This window comes from Rhodothermales bacterium (assembly GCA_034439735.1).
Lineage (GTDB): Bacteria > Bacteroidota > Rhodothermia > Rhodothermales > JAHQVL01 > JAWKNW01.
Window position 1 is genome coordinate 1 of sequence record JAWXAX010000168.1, and the last position, 25449, is coordinate 25449.

The 25449-nt window shown below is 63.8% G+C and carries 15 protein-coding genes; all 15 read left to right on the forward strand.

Going from position 1 to position 25449, the window contains the following annotated elements; all coding sequences use genetic code 11:
- Positions 1-110 precede the first annotated feature (110 nt).
- Positions 111-809, forward strand: a complete 699-nt coding sequence (locus SH809_13080) for a TIGR04282 family arsenosugar biosynthesis glycosyltransferase (GenBank protein MDZ4700635.1) — start codon at positions 111-113, stop codon at positions 807-809.
- Positions 810-914: 105 nt separating this feature from the next.
- Positions 915-1832 (forward strand): substrate-binding domain-containing protein, encoded by a 918-nt coding sequence (locus tag SH809_13085; protein ID MDZ4700636.1) that lies wholly within the window; start codon positions 915-917, stop codon positions 1830-1832.
- Positions 1833-2558: 726 nt separating this feature from the next.
- Positions 2559-4265: a biosynthetic-type acetolactate synthase large subunit gene (gene ilvB / locus SH809_13090; protein MDZ4700637.1), complete on the forward strand. Its 1707-nt coding sequence runs from the start codon at positions 2559-2561 to the stop codon at positions 4263-4265.
- Positions 4266-4309: 44 nt separating this feature from the next.
- Entirely contained in the window at positions 4310-4885 is a 576-nt protein-coding gene (ilvN, locus tag SH809_13095) for an acetolactate synthase small subunit (GenBank protein MDZ4700638.1), read from the forward strand.
- Positions 4886-4924: 39 nt separating this feature from the next.
- Entirely contained in the window at positions 4925-5953 is a 1029-nt protein-coding gene (gene ilvC / locus SH809_13100) for a ketol-acid reductoisomerase (GenBank protein ID MDZ4700639.1), read from the forward strand.
- Positions 5954-5958: 5 nt separating this feature from the next.
- Positions 5959-7068 (forward strand): 3-isopropylmalate dehydrogenase, encoded by a 1110-nt coding sequence (gene leuB, locus SH809_13105; GenBank protein ID MDZ4700640.1) that lies wholly within the window; start codon positions 5959-5961, stop codon positions 7066-7068.
- A 49-nt stretch (positions 7069-7117) separates the two neighbouring features.
- Entirely contained in the window at positions 7118-8725 is a 1608-nt protein-coding gene (locus tag SH809_13110) for a 2-isopropylmalate synthase (protein MDZ4700641.1), read from the forward strand.
- A gap of 132 nt (positions 8726-8857) precedes the next feature.
- Positions 8858-10150: a 3-isopropylmalate dehydratase large subunit gene (locus tag SH809_13115; GenBank protein MDZ4700642.1), complete on the forward strand. Its 1293-nt coding sequence runs from the start codon at positions 8858-8860 to the stop codon at positions 10148-10150.
- Positions 10147-10713 (forward strand): 3-isopropylmalate dehydratase, encoded by a 567-nt coding sequence (locus SH809_13120; GenBank protein ID MDZ4700643.1) that lies wholly within the window; start codon positions 10147-10149, stop codon positions 10711-10713. Before SH809_13115 ends, SH809_13120 begins: the two co-directional genes overlap by 4 nt.
- 72 nt (positions 10714-10785) lie before the next feature.
- Positions 10786-12426, forward strand: a complete 1641-nt coding sequence (gene cimA / locus SH809_13125) for a citramalate synthase (GenBank protein ID MDZ4700644.1) — start codon at positions 10786-10788, stop codon at positions 12424-12426.
- A gap of 187 nt (positions 12427-12613) precedes the next feature.
- Entirely contained in the window at positions 12614-17161 is a 4548-nt protein-coding gene (gltB, locus tag SH809_13130; protein ID MDZ4700645.1) for a glutamate synthase large subunit, read from the forward strand.
- A 20-nt stretch (positions 17162-17181) separates the two neighbouring features.
- Positions 17182-18663 (forward strand): glutamate synthase subunit beta, encoded by a 1482-nt coding sequence (locus SH809_13135; GenBank protein MDZ4700646.1) that lies wholly within the window; start codon positions 17182-17184, stop codon positions 18661-18663.
- Between the two features lie 103 nt (positions 18664-18766).
- Complete coding sequence (locus SH809_13140; protein MDZ4700647.1) at positions 18767-19696, forward strand: homoserine kinase; 930 nt, start codon at positions 18767-18769, stop codon at positions 19694-19696.
- A 6-nt stretch (positions 19697-19702) separates the two neighbouring features.
- Positions 19703-21013, forward strand: a complete 1311-nt coding sequence (gene thrC, locus SH809_13145) for a threonine synthase (GenBank protein ID MDZ4700648.1) — start codon at positions 19703-19705, stop codon at positions 21011-21013.
- Between the two features lie 417 nt (positions 21014-21430).
- Positions 21431-25449: malectin domain-containing carbohydrate-binding protein (locus SH809_13150; protein ID MDZ4700649.1), on the forward strand; the 4019-nt coding region annotated here is incomplete at its 3' end.

Genomic DNA, 25449 nt, shown 5'->3' on the forward strand with positions numbered 1-25449 from the left:
GGTTAGCGAAGCGTAACCCGGCGTAAAATGATTCGCCCCCCGTAGCATAAAATGTTCGCCCCCCGTGGTAACCCGGCGTAAAAACGAGTAAGAGCACGAAATAAACCGCAATGTCTCAACCCAACAACGCCGCCCTCATCGTTTTCGCCAAAGTCCCCGAGCCCGGCAAGGTGAAAACCCGCCTTACGGAATTACTCACGCCCGCCCAGGCCGCCGGCCTCTACGCCGCGTTTCTGGCAGATGCCCTCGCGCAGTACACCGCTGTCGGAGTGCATGTGCGGTTGTACCTGAGCCCGACCGAGACGCCGATGCCCGCCGGCATCGTGCCTGAAACCACAACGGTTCATACGCAGGTCGGCGCCGACCTCGGCCCGCGGATGAGCCACGCGTTTCTGGAGACGTTCCTCGCCGGCTACGCACGCGCCGTCATCATCGGCACCGACCACCCGACGCTGCCTTCGGCGTTTATCCAGGAGGCCTTTGGATCCCTCGCCGAAGATCCCTATTCGATCGTCATCGGGCCCAGCGAGGATGGGGGGTACTACCTACTCGGGATGAACGAATTCTACCCCCAGGTCTTCGAGGACATGACGTACAGCCAAGACCGCGTCTTCGAAGAGACCATCCAGCGGGCGGATACGTCTGGCGCAGGCGTGGTTTCGGTGCTGCCTACCTGGTACGACGTCGATACCCCAGACGAACTCATCCGTCTCATCCACGACCTCCCCAACGCCGACCCCAGCGCCCTGCCTCGCACGCGGGACGTACTCGGCGCCCTGGTAAAAGCGTATCCCGCGTTAGGGCGGTGATGTGTATCTTCGGAAAAATCATTGTCATCCCGCCTGCACTGAGCGAAGCCGAAGTGAGCCTGTCGAGGGATGACCATGGTTGAAACTTAAATCTATCCCCACCCTATGCGCCTCTTCCTCCTCCTCGCCCTCTTCCTCGCCTCCTGCGCCGCCCCTGCTGAAAAAGCCGCCGAGCCCGGCTCCTACCGGGTCGGCGTGACGGTGTTGACCATGACCCATCCGTTTTTCCTCGACCTCGTAGATGCCCTGCAGCAGGAGGCCGCGGCGAACGGGGTAGAGGTGCTGCTGGTATCGGGCGAGTTCGACATCGCGAAGCAGCAGAACCAGATCGCCGACTTCATCGTGCAGGGCGTCGACGCCTTGATTATCACCCCGACGGACTCGCGGGCGATCGGGACGTCCATCGCCGAGGCCAATCGCGCCGGCATCCCCGTCTTCACGGCCGACATCGCGGCGCTGGCGGATGGGGTGGAGGTGGTGGCCCACGTGGGGATCGACAACTATGACGGGGGAAGGAAGGCCGGCGAGGCCGTCGTGCGTATGCTCGGCGGACAGGGGGAGGTGGGGATCGTGGACCACCCGGAGGTTGAGTCCGTCATCCAGCGCACCCGCGGCTTCCGCGATGCGATCGACGCGGCGAACCAGGCCGGCTCGGCCGTCGAGATTGTCTCCGTCCTCCCCGGCAGTGGGTCGATGGACAAGGCCTTCAAGGCAACGGAGGACATGCTACAGGCCCAGCCCGAGCTGGACGCCATCTTCGGGATCAACGACGAGACGGCGCTCGGGGCCCTGGCGGCGATCGAAAAAGCCGGCCGGGCGGATCGCGTCCGCGTCATCGGATTCGGGGGGAAGAAAGAGGCCGTGGAAGCCGTCGACCGTGGCGCGTTGTATGCGGACGTGATCACCTACCCGCGCGAAATAGGTCGGCTGTCTATCCAGGCCGTGCTGGCCTACATGCGGGGTGAGGCGGTGCCGGCCATTCAGCTCATCCCCACCGAACTTCATGAAATACAGGCGCCTTGATGTCCGGATAGTGCCTTTTGGTGTGTTGGCCACACGATTAAGGGCCATGCGGGCGTTGATGAAAGCCCTTCCACGTCGTATTGTATATTAAGATCGTGTGAAGTCTCGAACAGAGTAGTAAATATTATTGAAGAGCGGGCAGTCATTTAATCTGGCATGCCAGATCATTGATTTGAAGAAAATTAGGCGTTTTTGATTGAATGACTAGGATAGTTTACTGGAAGCGGTACCGACCGATCGCGGGACACAGTGAGTTGGGCGGTTTGCCGCTATTTATCGGGATTGCGCAGTTCTGCGGGGATCACGTTATTACACCACATCACTTCCTTCCAGAGCAGACCCGCAACAAACCGCGAACCTGACGTGCCTGACCGTAGCAACCATAAGATGGCCCAACGGAATCATGTGATGGTTGCTTCTGCGCGTTTGCCGTTTCGTGTGGCCGGCGTATCCGTACTCGCGAAGGGGATTGATGGCATTGGCCTGGCCCGAATGATCATGCTCATCGGGCTAGCCATTATTCTCGATCTACTTATTCTAGGCTAGATCGCACGTCAATCCCTGGACACTTCCACGCAGCGCATTCGCACATAGCATCGGATCTGGGGATTGGCGAAACCTCAGAACAGAGATGCAACCATGCTGAAGGACGCTTCCACGAAGGTTACCCAGCCTGAGGGTGATGGCGCAACCGATTCGACGATGTTGCCAACCCCGAGTTCAGTGATGTCCGGCGCGGAAATATTTGTCCGCTCGCTTGAAGCGGAAGGCGTAAAGTACATCTTTGGCTACCCGGGCGGCGCCGTCATCAAGGTGTACGACGAGATCGCGCGGCTCAACCCCAGCTTTCAGCACATCCTCGTCAAGCACGAGCAGGGCGGGACCCACATGGCCGCCGGCTACGCGAAGGTCACCGGCAAGGCCGGCACCGTGCTCGTCACCAGCGGCCCCGGCGCCACGAACTGCGTGACCGGCATCGCCGACGCGTTCATGGACTCGGTGCCCATCGTCGTCTTCACCGGCCAGGTGCCGACTCACCTCATCGGGAACGACGCGTTCCAGGAGACCGACATCATCGGCATCACGCGCTCCATCACGAAGCACAGCTACCAGGTGCGCGACGTGCGGGATCTGGCGCGGACCATCAAAGAGGCCTATTACATCGCCGAGACGGGCCGGCCGGGCCCGGTCGTGGTCGATCTCCCAAAGGACATGCTGGCCGCGACGACGTCGTTCCAGTATCCCGAACAGGTCTTCATACGTGGGTACAATCCCAATGTCCCCGTCGCGATGAAGCAGTTGGAACTGGCCGCTGAGATGATTAAGGCATCGGAGCGGCCATTGCTTTATGTGGGCGGCGGCACGTTGAGCTCCCGCGCCACCGAGTTGCTCACCGAGTTTGCCCGTATCACGCGAATCCCGGTGACGACGTCCCTCCATGGCCTCAGCTCCTTCCCCGAAACCGACCCGCTGTCGCTGGGCATGCTGGGCATGCACGGGACGTGGTACGCCAACCAGGCCGTCCAACACTGCGACCTCATATTCTCGGTCGGCGCGCGATTCGACGACCGCGTGACGGGCAAGCTCGACAGCTGGGCGCCCCACGCGAAGGTGATCCACATCGACATCGACCCCTCCTGTATCTCCAAAAACGTGCAGGTGGATTGCCCGATCCTCGGGGACGTGAAGGAGGTGCTGCAGAAGCTGACCCCGCTCGTCGCCCCCAAAGATACCGCGGCGTGGCTCGGCGAGATCGAGGCCTGGCGCAAGGAGTGCCCGCTCGAATACGAAAAAGACGGTTTGCTTCGCGCCCAGGGCGTCATCCAGAAGCTTCGCGCCCAGTCCGGCGGCGACGCCGTCGTGGTGACGGACGTCGGGCAGCACCAGATGTGGACGGCCCAATACTTCCAGTTTGTCCGCCCGCATTCGCACATCACTTCCGGCGGCCTCGGCACGATGGGCTTCTGTCTGCCGGCGGCCATCGGTGTCGCCTTCGGCCTCCGCGAAAAGGGGATCGATGTCCCGGTCATTTCGGTGAGCGGCGACGGCGGCTTCGTGATGAACTCGCAGGAAATGGCCATCGCCTCGGCGCACAACCTGCCGGTGAAGATCATCGTCGTCAACAACCAGTTCCTAGGGATGGTGCGGCAGTGGCAAGAGCTCTTCCACGAGAACCGCTACAGCCATACGAACCTGGCGCCGACGAATCCCGACTTCGTGAAGCTGGCCGAGGCCTACCACGTCCACGGCGTACGCGTCGAGACGCCGGCCGAGCTGGACGCCGCGCTCGCCTCGGCCTGGAAGTCGGCCGACGCCCCGGTGCTCATCGAGTGCCGCGTGCAGATGGACGAGATGGTCTTCCCGATGGTGCCGGCTGGCGCCGCCACGGGCGACATGATCACCAAACGGTATTCGGCCGACGACGCCGTCTAGGCGCCCTTGCTGTCTTCGAACCCATTCGTAACCCGGATAACACTATGAGCCAGGCCACCTTGACGCCTCAGCAGATCTACCGCAAAAAAGCGGCCGGCGAGCCGGTACTCGCGGACGACACGCTGAAGATCCGCCGCCACATCTTCAGCGTCCTGCTGGAGAACTCGATCGGCGCGCTGAACCGCGTCGTCAACCTGTTTTACGCCCGCGGCTTCGACCTCGAGAGCGTGGTCGTCGGCATCAGCGACGACCCGTCGCTCTACCGCATGACGCTGGTGACCACCGGCACGGCGCGTAAAATCGAACAGGTGCTCCGGCACCTGAACAACCTGGTCGATACCGTGCAGGTCGAGGACCTGACGGACCAGGAATACGTCGAGCGCGAACTGTGTCTGCTCAAGATCCGGTACACCGAAAAGAATCGGAGCCAGATCATGGACATCAACGACATCTTCCGCGGCAAGGTGATCGACATCACCGCCGAGACGTTGACGTTCGAACTGACGGGGCCGACCACGAAGATCAACGCGTTTGTTGGTATGATGCAGCCCTTTGGCATCGAAGAGATGCATCGCAGCGGCCGCGTGGCGATGCGGCGCGCCCTCGTTCACGGAAGCTAACTCCCTCACTCACACCGATAGCACGTAGCTCACATGGGATTGACAGTTCATTATGATGCGGACCAGAGCATCATCGCGGGAAAGAAAGTGGCCATCATCGGATACGGTAGCCAGGGGCATGCGCATGCGCTGAACCTGACCGATAGCGGGGTGGAGGTTGTCGTTGGGTTACGCCCGGGCTCGAAGTCGGCCGCCAAAGCGACGGAAAAAGGGCTGCGCGTCATGCCGGTAGGCGATGCCACGGCATGGGCGGATGTGATCATGGTCCTCGTGCCGGATCAGCATCACAAGAAGGTGTTCAACGCGGACATCGCCCCGAACCTGAAGCCGGGCAAGGCGCTGGGCGTCGGGCACGGGTTCAGCGTGTTGTACGGCGAGATCAAGCCGCCGGCCGGCGTCGACGTATTCATGGTCGCCCCGAAATCCCCCGGTCACCTCGTCCGCCGCGTCTACACCGAAGGCGCCGGCGTGCCGTGTCTCGTGGCTGTCGCCCAGGATGCCTCGGGTCAGACGCTCAAGCTCGCCCTCAGCTACGCGGCCGCCATCGGCGGCGCCAAGGCCGGCGTCATCCAGACGACCTTTAAAGATGAGACGGAGACCGACCTCTTCGGCGAGCAGGCCGTCCTCTGCGGGGGCTCGGAAGCCCTCATCAAGGCCGGATTCGAGACGCTCACGGAAGCCGGCTACCCGCCGGAGTTGGCGTACTTCGAGGTGCTGCACGAACTGAAGCTGATCGTCGACCTCTACTACGAGGGTGGCCTGGCCTATATGAACTACTCGATCAGCGACACCGCCGAATACGGCAACTACTCACGCGGCCCCCGCGTGATCGGGCCGCAGGTGAAGGCCGAGATGAAGAAGATCCTCGGCGAGATCCAGTCCGGCCAGTTCGCGAAGGAATGGATCGCCGAGTGCGACGCCGGCTGGCCGAACTTCGACGGCATGCGCAAGGCCTCGCACAATCACCCGGTGGAGGTGGTGGGCAAGCAACTCCGCTCGATGATGAGCTGGCTGCGTCCGAAGAAGTCCGCCGACACGGCCGATTCACCCGTTTCAATGGGCTCTTGATGCCGATGGCAGCCACCCGTACCTATCGCATCGTAACCCTGCCCGGTGACGGCATCGGTCCGGACGTGATCCGCGAGGCCATGCGGGTCCTCCAGGCCGTGGCGGAGCCGGCGGGGATTGCGATCGACACGGCCGAGTACCTCATCGGCGGCGCCGCCATCGACGGTGCTGGCAATCCGTTTCCGGACGCGACGCGGGCCGCCGTCCTGGCCGCCGACGCGGTCATGCTCGGCGCTGTGGGCGGGCCGGCGTGGGACCATCACACAGGTCCCATGCGCCCCGAAAGCGGTCTCCTGCAGCTGCGCAAAGCGCTGGGCGCCTACGCCAATCTGCGGCCAGTGGCCGTCCCCGAGGCGCTCGTCGCTTCGTCGCCCCTGCGGCCAGAGGTGGTCCGTGGGACCGATATGCTGATCGTCCGCGAACTGACGGGAGGCATCTATTTCGGAGAGCCGCGTGGCCGCGATCTCCGCGACGGACATCGTAGCGCGCGCAATACGATGGTCTATGACGAGGTCGAAATCAAGCGGATCGCCGTGATCGCGTTCGATTGGGCCCGTCGCCGGCGACACAAGGTGACGCTGGTGGATAAGGCCAACGTGCTGGAGGTCTCCCAGCTCTGGCGCGAAGTCGTGCCGGAAGTCCACAAAGCGTCGTACCCGGACGTTGCCCTGGACACCCTGTATGTCGACAATGCCGCGATGCAGATCGTGCTGCGGCCGGCTCAGTTTGACGTCATCCTCACGGCGAACTTGTTTGGAGACATCCTCTCGGATCTCGCCGCCACCCTGCCCGGATCGCTGGGCATGCTGCCGTCGGCCAGCCTTGGCAGCGGCATCGGGCTTTTCGAGCCGGTGCACGGCAGCGCGCCCGATATCGCCGGACAGGATAAGGCCAATCCCCTCGCCGCGATTCTGAGTGCGGCCATGCTCCTCGACGCGCTCGGCGAAACACCGGCCGCGGAGGCCGTCCGCGCCGCGGTGGACGACGCCCTCGCGGAGGGGCTGCGCACCGGCGACATCTGGAGTGAGGGCTTCACGCGGACCGGCACGACCGACATGGGCTCCCGTGTGGCGACGCTGGCCCGAAAACACCTCGAACAAATCCCCATCGGCTGACAGGTCCCGGCCAGGTCCAAGCAGGGACTCCATGCAAATCCCGACAACCATGAGCGACCGCATCATCATCTTCGACACCACGCTCCGCGACGGCGAGCAGGCGCCCGGCGCGTCGATGAGCCTGGAGGAAAAACTGAATATCGCCCGCAAACTCGCCGAGCTACGGGTCGACATCATCGAAGCTGGGTTCCCGATTTCGTCGCCGCAGGACTTCCAGTCGGTCGCCGAGATCGCCGCCGCCATCGACGGGCCGACGATCTGCGCGCTCGCCCGCGCCACCGAGTCGGATGTGCGCGCCGCCGGCGACGCCCTCAAAGGCGGCAAGAAAACCCGCATCCACACCTTCATCGCCACGAGCGACATTCACCTCGACGCCAAATTCAGCCATCCGCGATTTGGGAGCACGATTGAAGAGAAGCGGAAAAATGTTGTCAAGATGGCCGTCGACGCCGTCCGCCTGGCGCGGACGTACACGGACGACGTGGAGTTCAGCGCCGAGGACGCCGGCCGCTCCGAAATCGGCTACCTGTGCGAGATCGTGCAGGCGGTGATCGACGCCGGCGCGACGACCATCAACCTGCCGGACACAACGGGCTACTGTATTCCGAGTGAATACGCGGCCATCTTCAAAGCCGTGGCCGCCGGAATCAAGGATCCCGAAAAGATCATTTTCTCGACGCATTGCCACGACGACCTCGGCATGGCCGCGGCCAACTCGCTGGCCGGCGTGCTCGCCGGCGCCCGACAGATCGAGTGCACGATCAACGGGATCGGCGAACGCGCCGGAAATGCGGCGCTCGAAGAGGTGGTCATGGCCATCCACGTCCGCACCAAGAAGTTCGGACTCCATACTAACATCAACACCCGCGGCCTCATGTCGGCCAGCAAGTTGGTGCAGGTCGCCTCGGGCTTTTCGGTGCCGCCCAACAAGGCCATCGTGGGCAAAAACGCGTTCAGCCACGAGGCCGGCATCCATCAGCACGGCGTCTTGAAACGCCGCGACACGTACGAGATCATGCAGGCCGAGGATGTGGGCCAGGAGGCGGAGCAGATCCGCCTCGGCCGGCACTCCGGGCGGCACGGGTTCTTCAGCCGGCTGGAAAAGATGGGCTACGCGATCGCGGATACGCAGAAGGAAGAGATCTACGAGCGCTTCCTCGCGCTGGCCGACCAGAAAAAAGAAGTGTTCGAGGAAGATTTGCACCTGCTCGTCGAGAAAAAGACGGTATCCAGCAAGGTCGATTATATCCTCGAAGAGATGCGCGTCGTCGTCGACGGCACCTCCGACCCTGTCGCCGAAGTATCCGTCCGCCACCGCCGCAGCGGCTCCGTTCGCCGCGAACGCGCGACGGGCGACGGGCCGGTGAACGCGCTGTATCGGGCGATCAACTACGCGGTTGGCACCGCGCATGAACTCGAAAGCTACACGATCCGCTCGGTCTCCGAGGGCTCGGACGCGATCGGGGAGGTCCGGGTGCTGACCAGTCTCGGCGAAGTGCGCTTTCACGGTATGGCCCGCAGCACCGACGTGCTCAAGGCCTCCGCCGAAGCCTACCTCGCCTCGCTCAACAAACTCGCCGCCCATCAGGCCGAGCAGGAGAGCGTACGGTTCGTGTCGGACGGGATTATTAACTCGTTTGAAGGAGACCCGGCTTGAAGGCAAAATGAAAAAGGAAAAAGGAAAAATGTTTAGAGAAAAATGGGGATCGATAACCATGTAGGCCAATCTCTTTCCCCTTTCCCCTTTCCCCTTTTGCCTTTTCCATTTTACCTTTTTACTTGAAATGATATGACCATAACAGAGAAGATTCTCGCCCGCAACGCGGGCAAAGAGCGGGTGGCGCCTGGAGACAACATCTGGGTGGATGTGGATGTGTTGATGACGCACGACGTCTGCGGACCGCCCACGATCGGGATTTTTAAACGCGAGTTCGGGCAGGACGCGAAGGTGTGGGATCCCGATAAACTGGTGATCTTCCCGGACCACTACATCTTCACTTCCGACAAACACGCGAACCGGAACGTGGACATCCTGCGCGCCTTCGCGAAGGAGCACGATCTTCCGCATTATTACGATGTGGGCACCGACCGCTACAAGGGCGTCTGTCACATCGCGCTCGCCGAGGAAGGCTTCAACCTGCCGGGTAAAGTGCTGATCGGCACCGACAGCCATACGTGCACCTCGGGCGCCTTCGGTATGTTCTCGACGGGTGTCGGGAATACCGACGCGGCGCTCATCATGGGCACCGGCAAGATCTGGCTGAAGGTCCCGGAGACGATGAAGTTCGTGTTCGAGGGCACCCTGCCGCCGTACCTGATGGCGAAGGACCTCATCCTCGCGATCATCGGCGACATCGGGTGCGACGGGGCGACGTACCGGGCGATGGAATTCGACGGCGAGGCGGTATACAATCTGTCGATGGAGGAGCGGATGACGCTCACCAACATGGCGATCGAAGCCGGCGGCAAAAGCGGCATCATCCCGGCAGACGAAAAGACCTTCGCGCACGTCCGCGCCCGGACGAACCGTCCATTCGACGCCGTTTACTCGGACCCCGACGCGACGTATCACTCTGTCCGCGTCTACGACGTGTCGACGATGGAGCCCATGGTGGCGAAGCCGCACAGCCCGGACAACAAGGCGACGGTGAGCGAGGTGGCTGGCGACAAGCTGGACCGCGCCTACATCGGCAGCTGCACGGGTGGCAAACTGGGCGATTTCGAGGCCGCGGCGCGCATCCTCAAGGGCGAGCGCGTCGCGATCGATACGTATATCGTGCCGGCCACGACGGAAGTCGCCGGCCAGCTCCACACGACGAAGATCGACGGCGTATCGCTCTACCAGATCTTCGAGGACTCGGGTTGCAAGCTCGGACCATCGAGCTGCGCGGCCTGCCTGGGCGGGCCGATCGACACGTTCGGCCGCACCCACGGCCAGGAGCGTGTCATCAGCACCACGAATCGCAACTTCCCCGGCCGCATGGGCTCGAAGTCGTCGGCCGTTTACCTGGCTTCCCCGCTGACCGTGGCCGCCTCGGCCCTGTCTGGCGTCATCACCGATCCCCGCGAGGTGCTCGTATGAAATCCACTATCACTGGAAAGGCCTACGTCGTCGGCGAAGCGATCGACACGGATCAGATGATCCCCGCAGAGCACCTGGTCTACAGCCTCAGCGACCCCGAGGAGCGCAAGATGTACGGGCGCTTCGCGATGAGCGGTGTGCCGCTCGGCAAGCAGGGGCTGCCCTACGGCGACCGCCCGTTTACGGCCCCGGACGCGCATCTTAGCGAATATCGGATCATCATCGGCGGATCGAACTTCGGCTGCGGGTCATCCCGCGAGCACGCGCCGTTTGCGCTCCAGCAGGCCGGTTGCGAGGCCGTCATCGCCGAGAGCTTCGCGCGCATCTTTTACCGAAACGCCGTCGACGGCGGCTTCGTCGTCCCATTCGAGACGCGGCAAAAGCTGAACAACATGATCAAGACCGGGGACGAACTGACGCTCGATACCACCCTCGGCAAACTCACCAACAACACGACGGGCGAGGAATACCTGCTCAACCCCCTCGGCGAAGTGGCCGAAATCCTGCGCGCCGGCAACGTATTCGAGTACGCCCGCCGCGCCGGCATGATGGCGGTTCGGTAGCGCCGTTACGCGCGGCCGCGACAGCGACACGACGTTTCGGTATTGTTCGACTACTTGTGATGCGAAACGACCATGGCTACACCGATTGAACTGTTCGATACCACGCTCCGGGACGGCACCCAGGGCGAGCATGTCGCGTTATCGGCGCGCGACAAGCTGCGTATTGCGAAACGATTGGACGCGCTGGGGATCGACATTATTGAAGGAGGATGGCCGGGTTCTAATCCGAAGGATCAAGCTTTTTTTGACCTCGCCCGCGACGTCGAGTGGGAGCACGCGCGCCTCTGCGCGTTCGGTTCGACGCGCCGCATCTCGAATCCGCCCGAACAGGATGCCAACCTGCTCGCGCTCCTGGCCGCCGCGACGCCGGTGGTTTCGATCTTTGGAAAGAGCTGGACGCTCCACGCCGAGGTGGCATTGGGCGTTACGCTGGACGAAAACCTGGAGCTGATCCGCTCCTCCGTGGCCTTCCTGAAGGGCCACGGCAAACAGGTCGTTTACGACGCCGAGCACTTTTTCGACGGGTATAAAGCCCATCCGGCATACGCCCTTCAGACCCTCGCCGCCGCCGCCGATGCCGGCGCGAGCGTACTGGTGCTGTGCGACACCAACGGCGGCACGATGCCGGATGAAGTGTTCGACATCGTGAAGACCGTCGTAGGCCGGTTCGCGTTACCGATCGGCATCCACACCCACAATGACGGCGCCTGCGCCGCGGCGAATACCTTTATGGCCGTACGCGCCGGCGCCCGCCACGTGCAGGGCACGGTGAACGGCATCGGGGAACGGTGTGGGAATGCGGATCTGTGCGCCGTGATTGCCGGGCTGCAGCTCAAGCTTGGGTACGACTGCGTGACCGACGAGCAGCTGGCCGGGCTGGCGGACATCAGCCGGTTCGTGTACGAGGTCGCCAACCTCGACCCTGTCGACCGGGCGCCGTACGTCGGCAGGAGCGCCTTCGCGCACAAGGGCGGGGTGCACGTGTCGGCCGTGATGAAGGACCCCCGCGCCTACGAACATATCGCGCCCGAGATCGTCGGCAACCGCCGGCGGGTGCTCGTTTCGGATCTCTCCGGCCAGAGCAATGTCCGCTACAAGGCCGATGAACTGGGGATCCATATTAAAGACAAGGAGCAGGCCGGCCGCGCCGTCCAGCGCATCAAAGAACTCGAACATCTGGGGTACGAGTTTGAAGGTGCCGAGGCGTCGTTCGAACTACTGCTACGTACGATTCAGGGCGAAAATACCGACTACTTCGTCCTCGATCGGCTCCGCGTCCGCAACGAAAAGGACGGCGATGGGGACGCCCACTCCGAGGCAACGCTCGTCCTGAACGTCGGCGGGTGCCGGACGCTGAACGTGGCCGAGGGCGTGGGCCCGGTAGACGCCATGTCGAATGCCGTTCGCGAGGCCCTGCGGTCCTTTTACCCGCAGCTGCAGCGCGTCCGGTTGTCCGATTACAAGGTGCGGGTGCTCACGCCGGAGGACGGCACGGGCGCCAAGGTCCGCGTGCTCGTCGAACACCACGATGACCACCGGAGCTGGCACACGGTCGGCGTCTCCGAAAACATCCTCGAGGCCAGCTGGCAGGCGCTGTTCGACGGCATCTGTTATCATCTCCTGGTGGCCGGCACGCCTCCTCATGTCCGTTCGGACAGTCCTATCGAGCCTGCGGCACCCCCGGAGCTGGCAGTGCCCCAGACGACGATGTAGCGCACACGAGCCCACGCTGCTTCGCCGGGCATACGCGCCAACACCCCTCCATCGACCGACCCCGCATGGCTAAGACACCCACGGTGCGGTCGAGTCACCTCCTGCTGCCCGGGCGAGCGCCCGCTACAGGATACCTCTGCCTCGCCGGTTCCGCTTCGCACACCGAACCGACTGAACCAGGAACGCCATGAACAACGACCACCTACTTCCCTCCGAAGGCCTATACGACCCTGCGTTTGAACATGACGCCTGTGGGGTAGGCTTCATTTGTAGGATGCGCGGCGAGGGAACGCATGATGTGGTGGACCGCGCGCTGACGATGCTCTGCAACCTCGATCACCGCGGCGCCAATGGGTGTGACGAGGCCTCGGGCGACGGCTCCGGTATCCTGACGCAGCTGCCGCATGGCTTCCTCGAGGCGTCCTGCCGCGAGGCCGGCTTCGCGCTTCCGGCCGCCGGCACGTATGGTGCCGGCGCGGTGTTTCTGCCAAAAGACGCCGAGCAGCGGCGTTACCTGATGCAGCTCGTGGAGTCGGTCATCCTGGACGAAAAGCTCCAATTCCTGGGCTGGCGACAGGTGCCAACCGACAACCGGACCATCGGGCGCACGGCCCTCGAACGCGAGCCATCCGTGTGGCAGTTATTCGTCGGCCAGGGTATTGAAGACCTCACGAGCGAAGCCTTCGAACGCCGGCTCTTCGTTCTCCGCAAAGTCCTCGAACACGCCATCCGTAAGACGCCGGCCGACGGCGCCAACGGGTTCTACATTTGCAGCCTCTCCAGCCGTACGATCGTCTACAAAGGGATGTTGACGACCCAGCAGCTGCGCGACTACTTCCCGGACCTCGCCGACCCGCGTTTCGTCAGCCGGCTGGCCCTCGTCCACTCCCGCTTCAGCACGAACACGATGCCGCAGTGGGCGCTCGCGCAGCCGTTCCGCGCGATGTGCCACAACGGAGAGATCAACACGCTCCGTGGCAACACAAACTGGATGAACGCCCGCCAGGCGCACTTCGAGTCCCCGCTCTTCGGCAACGACATCGCCAAGCTCCTCCCGCTCCTGGAAGAAGGCACGAGCGACTCCGCCGTGTTCGATAACGCCGTCGAGATGCTCCTTCATGCCGGCCGGCCCATCCCGCACGCCATGATGATGATGGTGCCGGAAGCGTGGGAGCACCACGAGTCGATGTCCGATGAAAAACGCGCGTTTTACAACTTCCATAGCTGCGTGATGGAGCCGTGGGACGGGCCGGCTACGATCCCGTTTACCGACGGCCGGTACATCGGCGCGGTGTTGGACCGCAACGGCCTCCGCCCCTCCCGCTACGTGGTCACGAAGGACGGCCTGGTCGTCATGTCCTCCGAGACCGGCGTCGTCAACATCGACCCGTCGGACATCGTCCAGAAGGGCCGGCTCCAGCCCGGGCGCATGTTCTTGATCGACCTGGAGGAGAACCGGATCATCTCGGACGACGAGATCAAGCACCGCATCGCGTCGTCCCAGCCGTATGCCTTCTGGGTCGCCGAAAACCTCAAGCAGGCCGAAGACCTGGGGCCGATTCCGCCGGCGTCCAGCACCATCGACGCCGACACGCTCCACCGCGCCCAGCTCGCGTTTGGCTACACGAGCGAAGACCTGCGCATGCTGATGCCGCCGATGATCGTGGACGGCAAGGAAGCCCTCGGCTCCATGGGCGACGACACGCCGCTGGCGGTGCTCTCCGAAAACCCGCGCCTGTTGTACGACTACTTCCGCCAGCTCTTCGCGCAGGTCACGAACCCGCCGCTGGATGCCATTCGGGAGGAGATCGTGACGTCGATGTTCACCAGCCTCGGCGCGCAGGAAAATGTGCTGGGCGAGGGGCCGCTCCACTGCCGGCAACTCCGCCTGAAGGGGCCGATCGTCTCCAATGAACTGCTCGCCCGGATCGCGGAACTCGACGAGCCGGGCTTTGAGGTAGAGCGGCTCGCAACGCTGTTCCCCGTCGCCCGCGGCGGCGAGGGCCTCCTGGCGGCGCTCGAAGTCCTCTGCCGGCAGGCCGCGTCCGCGGTCGATGCCGGGAAGACGCTCCTGGTGCTCTCCGACCGTGGGGTGGATGCCGACAACGCGCCGATCCCGGCGCTTCTTGCCACGGGCGCCATCCACCATCATCTGATTCGGACGGGCCGGCGGACCCGCTGCAGTCTGCTCATCGAGAGCGGCGAGCCGCGCGAAGTCCACCACTTCTGCCTGCTGATCGGCTACGGGGCCGATATCGTCAACCCCTACCTCGCGCTGGACGCGATCCCCTCCATCCTTGAATCGACCCCGGGCGAGACGCCCGAACGGGGCGATGCCGAGTGGAATTACATCCACGCCGTCGAGAAAGGCGTCCTCAAAGTGATGTCCAAGATGGGCATAAGCACGCTACAGAGCTACCGCGGCGCGCAGATCTTCGAGGCCGTGGGCATCGGTCGAAGCGTTATCGACGCGTACTTCACCAAGACGCCGTCCCGGATCGGCGGCATCACGCTGGACATTATCGCGGAAGAGGTGCGTCTCCGCCATGCGTGCGCCTTCGAGGCGGCGTCGACCGCGTCCCTTGCGGTCATGCATGTCGGCGGCCGCTACCAGTGGCGTCGCAACGGCGAACACCACAACTACAATCCGCAGACAATCGCGCGACTGCAGCAGGCCGTCCGCCAGAACGACGCCTCGTCATTCGCAGAGTTTTCCGGGATCGCCAACACGGAAGCGCGGGAGCAGGGCGCCTTGCGCGGGCTGCTGAAAATCCGCGCCGGCCAGAAGGCCATCCCGATCGAGGAGGTCGAACCCTGGACGGAGATCGTGAAGCGGTTCAAGACCGGCGCGATGTCGTACGGATCGATCAGCTCGGAATCCCACGAGGCGCTCGCGATCGCCATGAACCGCCTCGGCGGCCGCAGCAACACGGGCGAGGGGGGCGAACATCCGTCGCGGTACGACCGTACGGCCCCGCACCGGAGCCGCATCAAACAGGTCGCCTCGGGTCGTTTCGGCGTCACGATGGCGTATCTGGCGAGTGCGGACGAGATCCAGATTAAGATGGCCCAGGGCGCGAAGCCCGGGGAAGGCGGGCAGCTGCCCGCTGAAAAGGTGTACCCGTGGATCGCCCAAGTGCGGCACTCTACGCCTTATGTCGGCCTCATCTCACCGCCGCCGCATCACGACATCTATTCGATCGAGGACCTCGCGCAGCTGATCTTCGACCTGAAAAACGCCAACCCCGAGGCCCGCATCAGCGTCAAGCTCGTGTCTGAAGTCGGCGTCGGCACGATCGCCGCCGGCGTCGCCAAGGGCAAGGCGGATGTGATCCTGATCAGCGGCGCGGACGGCGGCACGGGTGCTTCGCCGATGACCTCGCTGGCCCACGCCGGGCTGCCGTGGGAGCTCGGGCTCTCCGAGACCCACCAGACGCTCGTCCGCAACGGCCTCCGGAGCCGCGTGCGCGTCGAGTGCGATGGCCAGCTGAAGACCGGATTTGACGTGGCCGTGGCGGCGCTGCTCGGGGCCGACGAATTCGGCTTCGCGACGGCGCCGCTGGTCGCGATGGGGTGCATCATGATGCGCAAGTGTCACTTGAACACCTGCCCCGTGGGCATCGCCACGCAGGACCCCGAGCTACGGGCGAAATTTCAGGGCACACCGGAGCACGTGATCCAGTTCTTCCATTTTGTCGCCGAGGAAGTGCGCGCCATCCTGGCCGGCCTGGGCTTCCGCTCGCTCGACGAACTCGTCGGCCGTGTGGATCTGCTCGAGCAGGACATCCCCGCGCACCGCTGGAAAGCCAGCCACCTGGATCTCAGCGCCGTCCTCATGCGGCTCGAAGTACCCCGGATCCTGGCGGATTTCCAGACCAACACGCAGGAGCATGGCATCGCCCGGGTGAAGGATAATGAGCTGATCGCACGCGCGGCCGCCACGCTCGAAACGGGTGAAAAGGATGCCTTCTCGGTGACGATCGAGAACACCGACCGCGCGTTCGGGACCATGCTCAGCAACGCCATCGTGCGCCGGCACGGCCCCGCGGGCCTGCCGGACGGCACGCTGACGATCGACGCCCGCGGCTCCGCTGGCCAGAGCTTTGGCGCCTTCTCCGTTGCAGGCCTGACGCTGCGCGTAGAAGGAGACGCCAACGACTACTTCGGCAAGGGCCTCTCGGGCGCCCGGCTGATCGTCTACCCGCCGGCCAGCGCCACCTTCGCGGCGGAGGACAATATCCTCATCGGCAACGTGGCCCTGTACGGCGCGACGAGCGGCGAGGCGTTTGTGCGTGGCCGAGCCGGCGAGCGGTTCGGCGTTCGTAACAGCGGCGTCCGCGCCGTCGTCGAGGGCGTGGGCGATCACGGGTGCGAGTATATGACCGGCGGATGTGTGGTCGTGCTGGGCACAACGGGGCGCAACTTCGCCGCCGGGATGAGCGGCGGTGTCGCCTATGTGCTGGATGTCGACGGGACGTTTGCGTCCCTCCACTGCAACCGCGAGATGGTGGACATCGAGACGGTGGAGACCGCGGCCGATCAGGCCGAGCTCCGAGGGCTCGTCGAGCGCCACGCCGCCTACACCGGCAGCGTCCAGGCCCGCCGGCTGCTGGCCGCGTGGGAGCAGGCGCTCCCGCAGTTTGTGAAGGTGATGCCGGTGGAGTACAAGCGCGCGCTCAAGCGGATGGCCGCCGGAGAATATGCGACCGTCGAAATCCGGCACGTGGCCGCTTAACTGGGAAGAGGATGCATCTGATGACGAAGAAGAACGAAGATAAATCCAGAGGCTTTCTGAAGTACAAGCGGGAGATGCCGGCGCGGCGCCCCGTCAGTGAGCGCGTGCTGGATAGCGCCGAGGTCTATTTCCCCTTCCCGGAGGAGGCGCTCAAGACCCAGGCGACGCGCTGCATGGACTGCGGCGTTCCGTTTTGCCAGGCCGGCTGCCCCCTGGGCAACCGGATCCCGGACTGGAACCACTTTGTCCACCTCGGTAACTGGAAGGAAGCGTACGACCAGCTCCGAATGACGAACAACTTCCCCGAATTCACCGGTCGCATCTGTCCCGCGCCGTGTGAATCCGCCTGTGTGTTGGGCGTCATCGACTCGCCGGTCACGATCGAGCAGATCGAACGCGAGATCATCGAGATGGCGTTTAAGCAAGGATGGGTGGATGCCGGCACGCCGGCTGTTCGCACCGGCAAACACGTTGCCGTCGTGGGCTCTGGCCCCTCCGGCCTCGCCGCCGCCGACCAGCTCAACCGGGCCGGCCACTGGGTGACGGTGTTTGAACGGGACGACCGGCCGGGCGGACTCCTTCAGTACGGCATCCCCGACTTCAAACTAGAAAAACACGTCGTCGAACGCCGGATCGCGCTCATGGAACAGGCCGGCATCGTGTTCAAGACGGGGGTCCATGTGGGGGTGGGTGCCGATGGAGAGACGCTCAGCGCGTTTGATGCCGTCGTCCTGTGCATTGGCGCCACGAAACCGCGCGACCTGCCCATCCCCGGCCGCGAGACCGACGGCATCCACTTCGCGTGGAATTACCTCTGGCAGCAGAACAAACGTGTCGCCGGCCAGCCGCTGGACCACGTGTCGCCCATCCTGGCGAAGGATAAACACGTCATCGTCATCGGTGGCGGGGACACGGGCAGTGATTGTATCGGAACGGCGAACCGCCAGCAGGCAGCCTCTATCACCCAGTTCGAAGTCTTGCCGATGCCGCCGGAAGGCCGGCCCGTGCACCAGCCCTGGCCGTTTTACCCGATGATCCTTCGCTCCAGTTCGTCCCACGAAGAAGGGGCGGACCGGCACTGGTCGGTCATGACCAAATACTTCGAGACGGAAAACGGCCGCGTCACCGCACTGCATACGGTGAAGACGGAGATCCAGACCGGCCCCGACGGCCGGCCGAAGTTCGTCGAAATCCCGGGCTCGGAAGTCCGCTGGCCGGCCGACCTCGTGTTGCTCGCCATCGGCTACACCGGGCCCGATCCGGACGGCGTCGTCGCCCGGCTGGGCGTCCCGCTCGATGGACGAGGAGCCATCCAGACCGATGGCGCGTACCAGACTCCGGTGCCCGGCGTTTTCGCCGCCGGCGACGGCCGGCGCGGACAGTCCCTCGTCGTCTGGGCCATCTCCGAAGGCCGCGAGGCCGCCCGGGCGGTGGATACGTACCTCGTAGGTTCGAGCCGGCTGCCCACCAAGGGCGGCGGCGACCTGCCCTTTGTGCGGTGATGCGCCACCATCGGCAACACTCCCTCCAATCGATACACACGTGCCTGATTTTGTGAACCAAGCCTATCCGGACAGCCTCGAATCGAGAGCCACGGAGACTCGCGTGACGGTGTTCGGACCGGCTTCCCTGTCCAATCTCGGCCCCGGATTCGACACCATCGGCCTCTGCCTGCAGGCGGATGGGCTGGGCGATACGGTCGAGGCATGGTTGACCGACGAGCCCGGCGTTCGCGTGACGATCGACCCCGCCGGCTTCGGGGCGGATCTTCCGCTCGACCCCGCGCTCAACACGGCCGCCGTCGCCGCGCGGTCGGTGATGATCCGGACGGGGCAGACGGCCGGCATCGCGCTCCACATCCACAAGGGCTTTGCACCCGGTTCAGGCATTGGCAGCTCCGCCGCCAGCGCCGTGGCCGGTGCCTGGGCGGCCAACCTGCTCTCCGGCGGCCTCTGCTCGCGTGAAGACCTTGTCGAGGCGGTGCTGGTAGGCGAGTCGCTCGCTTCGGGCAGCCGCCATGGCGACAACGTGCTGCCGGCGCTGTTTGGCGGCCTCGTGCTGGTGTCGTCGTTTGATCCGGCGCGTTACCGTAAAATCGATATCCCTCAGGATCTCTGGATCGCCGTCGTTCTCCCCCAGGTCCAGGTGCTCACGCGTGAGGCGCGGGCCATTCTGCCGGCGGAGGTGCCGCTTCGGAGCGCCGTCGACAATGCCTCGGCCCTCGCTTTTATGGTCGACGCCTTCCGGGCGGGCGACTGGGAGGAGGTGGGGGATTGGATGATGCGGGACCGGATCGTCGAGCCCGTCCGCGCCACGCTGCTGCCCTGCTACGATGCCGTCCGCATGGCCGCGCTGGAGGCCGGCGCCTATGGATGTGCCCTGACCGGCTCCGGGCCGGCGATGTTCGCCATCACCGACAACCCCTTGCGCGCCGGCGCCATCCAGATCGCGATGGAAGGCGCCAGTCAGCGGATGGGCATCGGGGCAACCGGCTACGTCTGCCGCCCGCACCCCGGAGGCGTGAGCCGTCTCTGACCCTTCATGCCCGCTGTTTCCATGCCCTTTGTCAGCACCCGCGCCACCGGCGGCCCAGTCGTATCCTTTGAAAAGGCGCTCCTCGACGGCCTCGCGCCGGATGGCGGCCTCTACGTCCCGACCCGGATCCCGGCCATCGAGCCGGCCCTCTGGCGAGGGGCGGGATCGATGGGCGATCTGGCGTCGGTGGTGCTCGAGCGCTGGGTCGGCGATGAGTTTGAGCTCGGAACGCTGGACGCCCTGGTGCGTGATGCCCTCCACTTCCCCATCCCCCTCGTGCCCGTGGCCGGCGGCGACTACGGGGAGGAGACCTTTGTGTTGGAGCTGTTTCACGGGCCGACCTTCTCCTTCAAGGACTTCGGCGCACGGACGATGGCGCGGGCGATGGCGTATTTCCTGCGCCGCCGCGGCCGGCGGCTCCGCATCCTCGTCGCCACCTCCGGCGACACAGGCAGCGCCGTCGCCGACGGGTTCGCCGGCCTGGACACCATCGATGTCGTGATCCTCTACCCGAAAGGGAAGGTCAGCCCTATCCAGGAGCGCCAACTTATTCTGAAACGCCCCGGCGTGCGCGCCCTCGCCATCGATGGCGTGTTCGACGACTGCCAGCGGCTCGTTAAGCAGGCGTTCCTCGACCCCGACCTCGCGGCGATTCCCCTCTCTTCCGCGAACTCGATCAACATCGGGCGGCTACTGCCTCAGATGCTGTATTACCTGATGGCCGGGGCGCAGGGAGGCCTCGTCGCGCCGACGTTTTGTGTCCCGAGCGGCAACCTGGGCAATCTCACCGCCGGCCTGCTGGCCTATCGCAGCGGGATGCCCACGCGCGGTTTCATCGCAGCGCACAACGAAAACGACTTCTTCCCGAGGCGCCTCGCCGGTGAAGAGGCCGCGTTTGGCCCGTCCGTCGCGACACCGTCTAGCGCGATGGATGTAGGAGCGCCGAGCAACTTCGAGCGTGTCCAGTGGCTCCTCGATCCCGCCGAACAGCGGCGTCTCATCCGGGGGGAGCGGGTGGATAACGCCGCGACTTTCGCCTCCATGCAGGCGGTTTACCGGGAAACCAGGTATCTGGCCGATCCCCATACGGCCGTCGGGTTCGAAGCCGTCCGCCGCTGGCGCGCGGCGGGAGGGGAAGGACCGGCCATCGTGCTCGCCACGGCCCATCCGGCAAAATTCGTCGAAATCGTGGAAGAGGCGCTCGACATTACGCCGGCAATGCCTGCAGGGCTGGCGGCTTTCCTCGAGGGTGAGACGCAGTTCGATACCCTGCCGGCCGATTACCCGGCTTTTAAGGAGTTTGTGATGGCTCTCTGAGGCCGGACTGCGCGCGCCGGCGTTCAATCACGTCATTCGATTGTACTGGAGCAAGGTACAATGCGCCAAATCCCCATACCCCCCGCTAGGTAATCGCTCTGTCATTTAGACGTCACGAAAGTTAGTTTCGTTTTTTCACAAGATGACGTATGCGCCAGGGCTGGTGAGCCCGGAAAAACGCATAAACCGGAATAATTCTTGTGACACCCTTGAATAGCTGTAGGACATCCCCTCACAATCTACAGTCTGTCCTGCCCCTCGTCGCCCCGTTTTCTTTCATAGTTCCCGCTCAGGGTCCGAATCGATCGATTCATGCTAACTGCGACAACCGATAGATCCCAGCACCCTCCGTCTCGTTTTAAACAAGGTGCCCGAATTGGGTACCATTATTTGGCCCTGTGGCTGTTTGTTGCCCTGGTGGCTCCATCCGCGTCCGGCAATGTGGTAACCGGCGAATTGCGCGTCTGGCACCGGGTGAGCGTATCCTTCACGGGTCCACAGACCAGCGAAACGGCCGCCGTGAATCCATTCTCGGATTACCGGCTCAATGTCACATTCACCCATGCGGCGAGCGGAGCGGTGTACATCGTGCCCGGATTTTATGCGGCCGACGGCAATGCGGCCGAATCCAGCGCGGTATCAGGCGCGACATGGCGGGTGCATTTTGTGCCGGATCGGGATGGGGTGTGGACATATACAGCCTCGTTTCGGACCGGTGCGTTTGTAGCGATCAGTGATCTGGCCACCGCCGGTGTCGCTACGTCGTTTGATGGCGCCTCGGGTTCGTTCACCGTGCTGCCAACCAATAAAACGGGCGTGGACTACCGGGGCAAAGGGCTTCTGCGGTACGTGGGCGGCCACCACTATCAGTTCGCCGGCAACGGTGAGTACTACATCAAGACCGGCGCCGACACGCCCGAGAACTTGCTCGCCTACGCCGATTTCGACGGCACGTTCGATACGGTGTGTAATACCGAGCCCATCAACAACTCGATCCACTACTACACGCCACATGTCGACCACTGGACGGCCGGCGATCCTACCTGGAAGAGCACAAAAGGCAAGGGCCTCATCGGCGGGCTCAATTACCTCAGCAGTGTGGGCGTCAACAGCGTCTACTTCCTGACCTACAACCTCGACGGAGGAGACGGCTGTGACGTGTGGCCTTGGACCACCAATACGGTGCGCGACCGCTTCGACGTCAGTAAACTCGAACAGTGGGAGAAGGTGTTCAGCCACATGGATGCAAAAGGCATCCAGCTGCACATGGTGTTGAGCGAACGCCAGAATGGGAAGGCTATCGGTCCTATCGGCGGCGCGGATAACAGTGGGCTCAACGACATCCGCAAGTTGTATTATCGCGAGCTCGCCGCGCGCTTCAGCCACCATCTGGCGTTGCAGTGGAATCTGGGTGAGGAGAACACGAACACCGATCCCCAGAAGCGCGAATTCGCGGCGTTTATTCGGAAGATCGACCCCTACGATCATCCGATCACGGTTCACACGGGCGATGGTGCGGCCTTCGACTATTACGACGCCCGTTTGGGCGATCCAGCGTTCGAGGCGACTTCGCTCCAGGCGCTCGGCACCGAATACAACGCCCTCGCCATCCACCACCGCACGAACAGCGCTCAAGCCGGCCGCAAATGGGCCGTTTATGGCGACGAACAAGCCCCTAACGCCGGCAACGAACGCGCCGACGAACTGCGCAAAGGACCGCTCTGGGGCAACTTGATGGGGGGCGGCGCCGGCGTCGAATGGTATACGGCATTCGACCTCGGATTGGAAGACTGGAGCCGCTTCTTTTTGCTCTGGGAGCAGATGCGGTATGCGCGCACATTCTTCGAGACCCATCTACCCTTCGAGGAGATGGAGCCAATGAATGCGCTCACGGTGAACGTGGACGACTTTGTCTTCGGCAAAGACGAGGAGATGTATGCGGTCTACCTGCCGGCCGGCGGCACCGCGCTGTTGAATCTGGCGGGGGTGAGTGGAACATTTGATGTGTTCTGGTACAACCCGCGCACGGGCGGCGAGCTGAAGACGAGTAGCGTACAGAGCGTCGTCGGTGGTGCGATTGTGTCCCTCGGCCTCCCGCCGTCGGAGACCAATAACGATTGGGTCGCTCTCGTGAAGTCGACGGATGCCCCGGCCAACCTGCCGCCCGTGGCGTCGTTTACGTATGGCGCGGAGGCCGGCAATCCGCTGACCGTCCTGTTTAATGGCTCGTCCTCCAGCGATCCGGATGGAACGATCGTCAGCCACCACTGGACCTTCGGCGACGGGAAGTTCGTCACCGAGACGAACCCGGCGCATACCTATGCTGCGGCCGGGACGTACGAAATCTCTCTGACCGTCACCGATGATGATGGCGCGATCGCGACCGTTCTCGGCAGCGTGTCCGTCTCGTCGTCGACGAATCTGCCGCTCGTTTCACTGAGCATCACCGCCTTTACCTCGGCCGAGCCGGGCGGGACGGGAAATAATGGGAAGATCCAGGTGGCGCGCACGGGGGATCTCAGTCTCCCGGTCACCGTGCAGTTTGCTTTCGGGGGCGTCGCCGTGATGGGGGTAGATTATGAGGCGATCAATGACAATCTGACCCTCTCCGCCGGCGACAACATCTCTAACTTCGCCGTCAAACCGATCGATGATGTTCTCTTCGAAGGCACGGAATCCGTGATTATTACCCTCCTACCGGGTGCAGGGTATGCCATCGATCCGCTCGCCGGGGTGGTGCTCCTTGATCTGCTGGATAACGACTCGGCCACCGACCTCGATCCGCTCTACCGTGTAAACGCCGGCGGCAACGCCGAGAGCGACGAGGTGCTCGTGTGGGATCGCGATACAAAAAACAAGCCCTCCGATTACGTCAATGCGGGCACTGGGGATAACGCGACGAATCGGTACACCTTCAATGGGGTGAACAACACCTCCGCGCCTACCGGTTTGTTCGGCTCGCGCCGTTGGGACCCTGCCGGCAGCGCCGAAATGCAGTGGGACTTCTCGGTGTCGCTGGCCGGCCTGTACGACATCCGCCTCTACTTCGCCGAAACGGACAACGCGACGGATGCCCCGGGCGACCGCATCTTCGATGTGTCCATCGAGGGCGCCGTCGTCCTGGATAATTACGATGTCGTGGCCGATGTGGGGATGCAGACGGCGGTCATGCAGCGCTTCGTCGTCAACGTGTCGGACGGGAATATCGACATCGATTTTGGCCACGTATACGATAATCCCTTCGTCAGCGCCATCGAGATCCTTCCGACCGCCGGCACGAGCACGGGCTCTACGTCGGTCGGCGATCGGCCGGCGATCAACCGTTCGTTTGCGCAGGTGATCGGAGAAGATTGGAGCCTGGTGGGCGTCCCCATCGCGGTGAATGCCATCGGGATGCCGGTGCCGCAGGAACAGCAGCAGGCGCTGGCCTATGAAGGGGCCTCGTATCTGGACGTGCGCACGCTCGTCGCCGGCCGGGGCTACTGGATGCGGGCCGAGACCGACCTCGTTCGTGCGTTTGATGGGTTGCGGATGGATTCGGTGGCTGTAGCCGTCGAGGCCGGCTGGAATCTCATCGCCGGTCCCTCATGTTCGGTCGACATCGACGCTATCGATGGCGGCGACGTGCTCGTCCCGGAAACGCTGTATGCCTACAGCGCGGACCGGGGCTACCACGCCATGCGCCGGCTCGAGCAAGGTGTCGGCTACTGGGTCATGGCCCGTGCTGATGGGGAGTTGCATATGGTTTGCCACGCCCTCGCGACGACCATCGAACCCGTGGAGGCCGACGCCGCGCTGGAGTCGTTCGGGCAACTGCGCCTGAGTGATGCCAACGGGGCCAGCCAACTGTTGTTTTTTGGGGGTGAGATGGACGACGCGGCGCAATTGCGGCACGCCCTGCCGCCAAAGCCGCCGGCCGATATGTTCGATGCGCGGTTCTCGAATCAGGGCGGGTTGTCTGAGGCGACCAGCGCCATCATCGAACTCCGGAGTAGCGCCTTCCCGATCCAGCTGGATCTGGATCGCTTGCCGCGTGTCGCCGGCGGAGAGTATGTCGTCACCCTGCTCAAGGGCGGTCGTGAGGTGGAAGATATCCACGTCTCCGCGGGCGAGCCTGTTCTGATCGAAGACTTCACCGTCGAAGCGCTGAAGCTTCAGCCGGCCGACCAGTGGGCCGCTGCCCTGCCGGAGGCCTTCTCGGTCAGTGGCAACTTCCCCAATCCGTTTACGGCCTCGACAGCCATCGTCATGGATCTGCCCGACGCGGCCGACGTGGCGGTGGAGGTGTTCGACCTTATCGGGCGTCGCGTGGCGAGTGTTCCGGCGCAGGCGCTGGACGCCGGCCGCGGCCGGCGCGTCGAGATCGATGCCGATGGGTTGGCCTCGGGTGTGTACCTGTACCGGGTAGAAGCGCTCATGCCCGGCCATACGGCTAC

Excerpts from the sequence above, each read along its gene's own strand:
- SH809_13110 (MDZ4700641.1), top strand. The coding sequence starts at position 7,118 with ATGAGCGACCGCATCATCATCTTCGACACCACGCTCCGCGACGGCGAG.
- SH809_13085 (MDZ4700636.1), top strand. The coding sequence starts at position 915 with ATGCGCCTCTTCCTCCTCCTCGCCCTCTTCCTCGCCTCCTGCGCCGCC.
- gltB (MDZ4700645.1), top strand. The coding sequence starts at position 12,614 with ATGAACAACGACCACCTACTTCCCTCCGAAGGCCTATACGACCCTGCG.
- SH809_13080 (MDZ4700635.1), top strand. The coding sequence starts at position 111 with ATGTCTCAACCCAACAACGCCGCCCTCATCGTTTTCGCCAAAGTCCCC.
- ilvB (MDZ4700637.1), top strand. The coding sequence starts at position 2,559 with ATGTCCGGCGCGGAAATATTTGTCCGCTCGCTTGAAGCGGAAGGCGTA.
- SH809_13120 (MDZ4700643.1), top strand. The coding sequence starts at position 10,147 with ATGAAATCCACTATCACTGGAAAGGCCTACGTCGTCGGCGAAGCGATC.
- cimA (MDZ4700644.1), top strand. The coding sequence starts at position 10,786 with ATGGCTACACCGATTGAACTGTTCGATACCACGCTCCGGGACGGCACC.
- thrC (MDZ4700648.1), top strand. The coding sequence starts at position 19,703 with ATGCCCGCTGTTTCCATGCCCTTTGTCAGCACCCGCGCCACCGGCGGC.
- leuB (MDZ4700640.1), top strand. The coding sequence starts at position 5,959 with ATGGCAGCCACCCGTACCTATCGCATCGTAACCCTGCCCGGTGACGGC.
- SH809_13135 (MDZ4700646.1), top strand. The coding sequence starts at position 17,182 with ATGACGAAGAAGAACGAAGATAAATCCAGAGGCTTTCTGAAGTACAAG.
- SH809_13115 (MDZ4700642.1), top strand. The coding sequence starts at position 8,858 with ATGACCATAACAGAGAAGATTCTCGCCCGCAACGCGGGCAAAGAGCGG.
- ilvN (MDZ4700638.1), top strand. The coding sequence starts at position 4,310 with ATGAGCCAGGCCACCTTGACGCCTCAGCAGATCTACCGCAAAAAAGCG.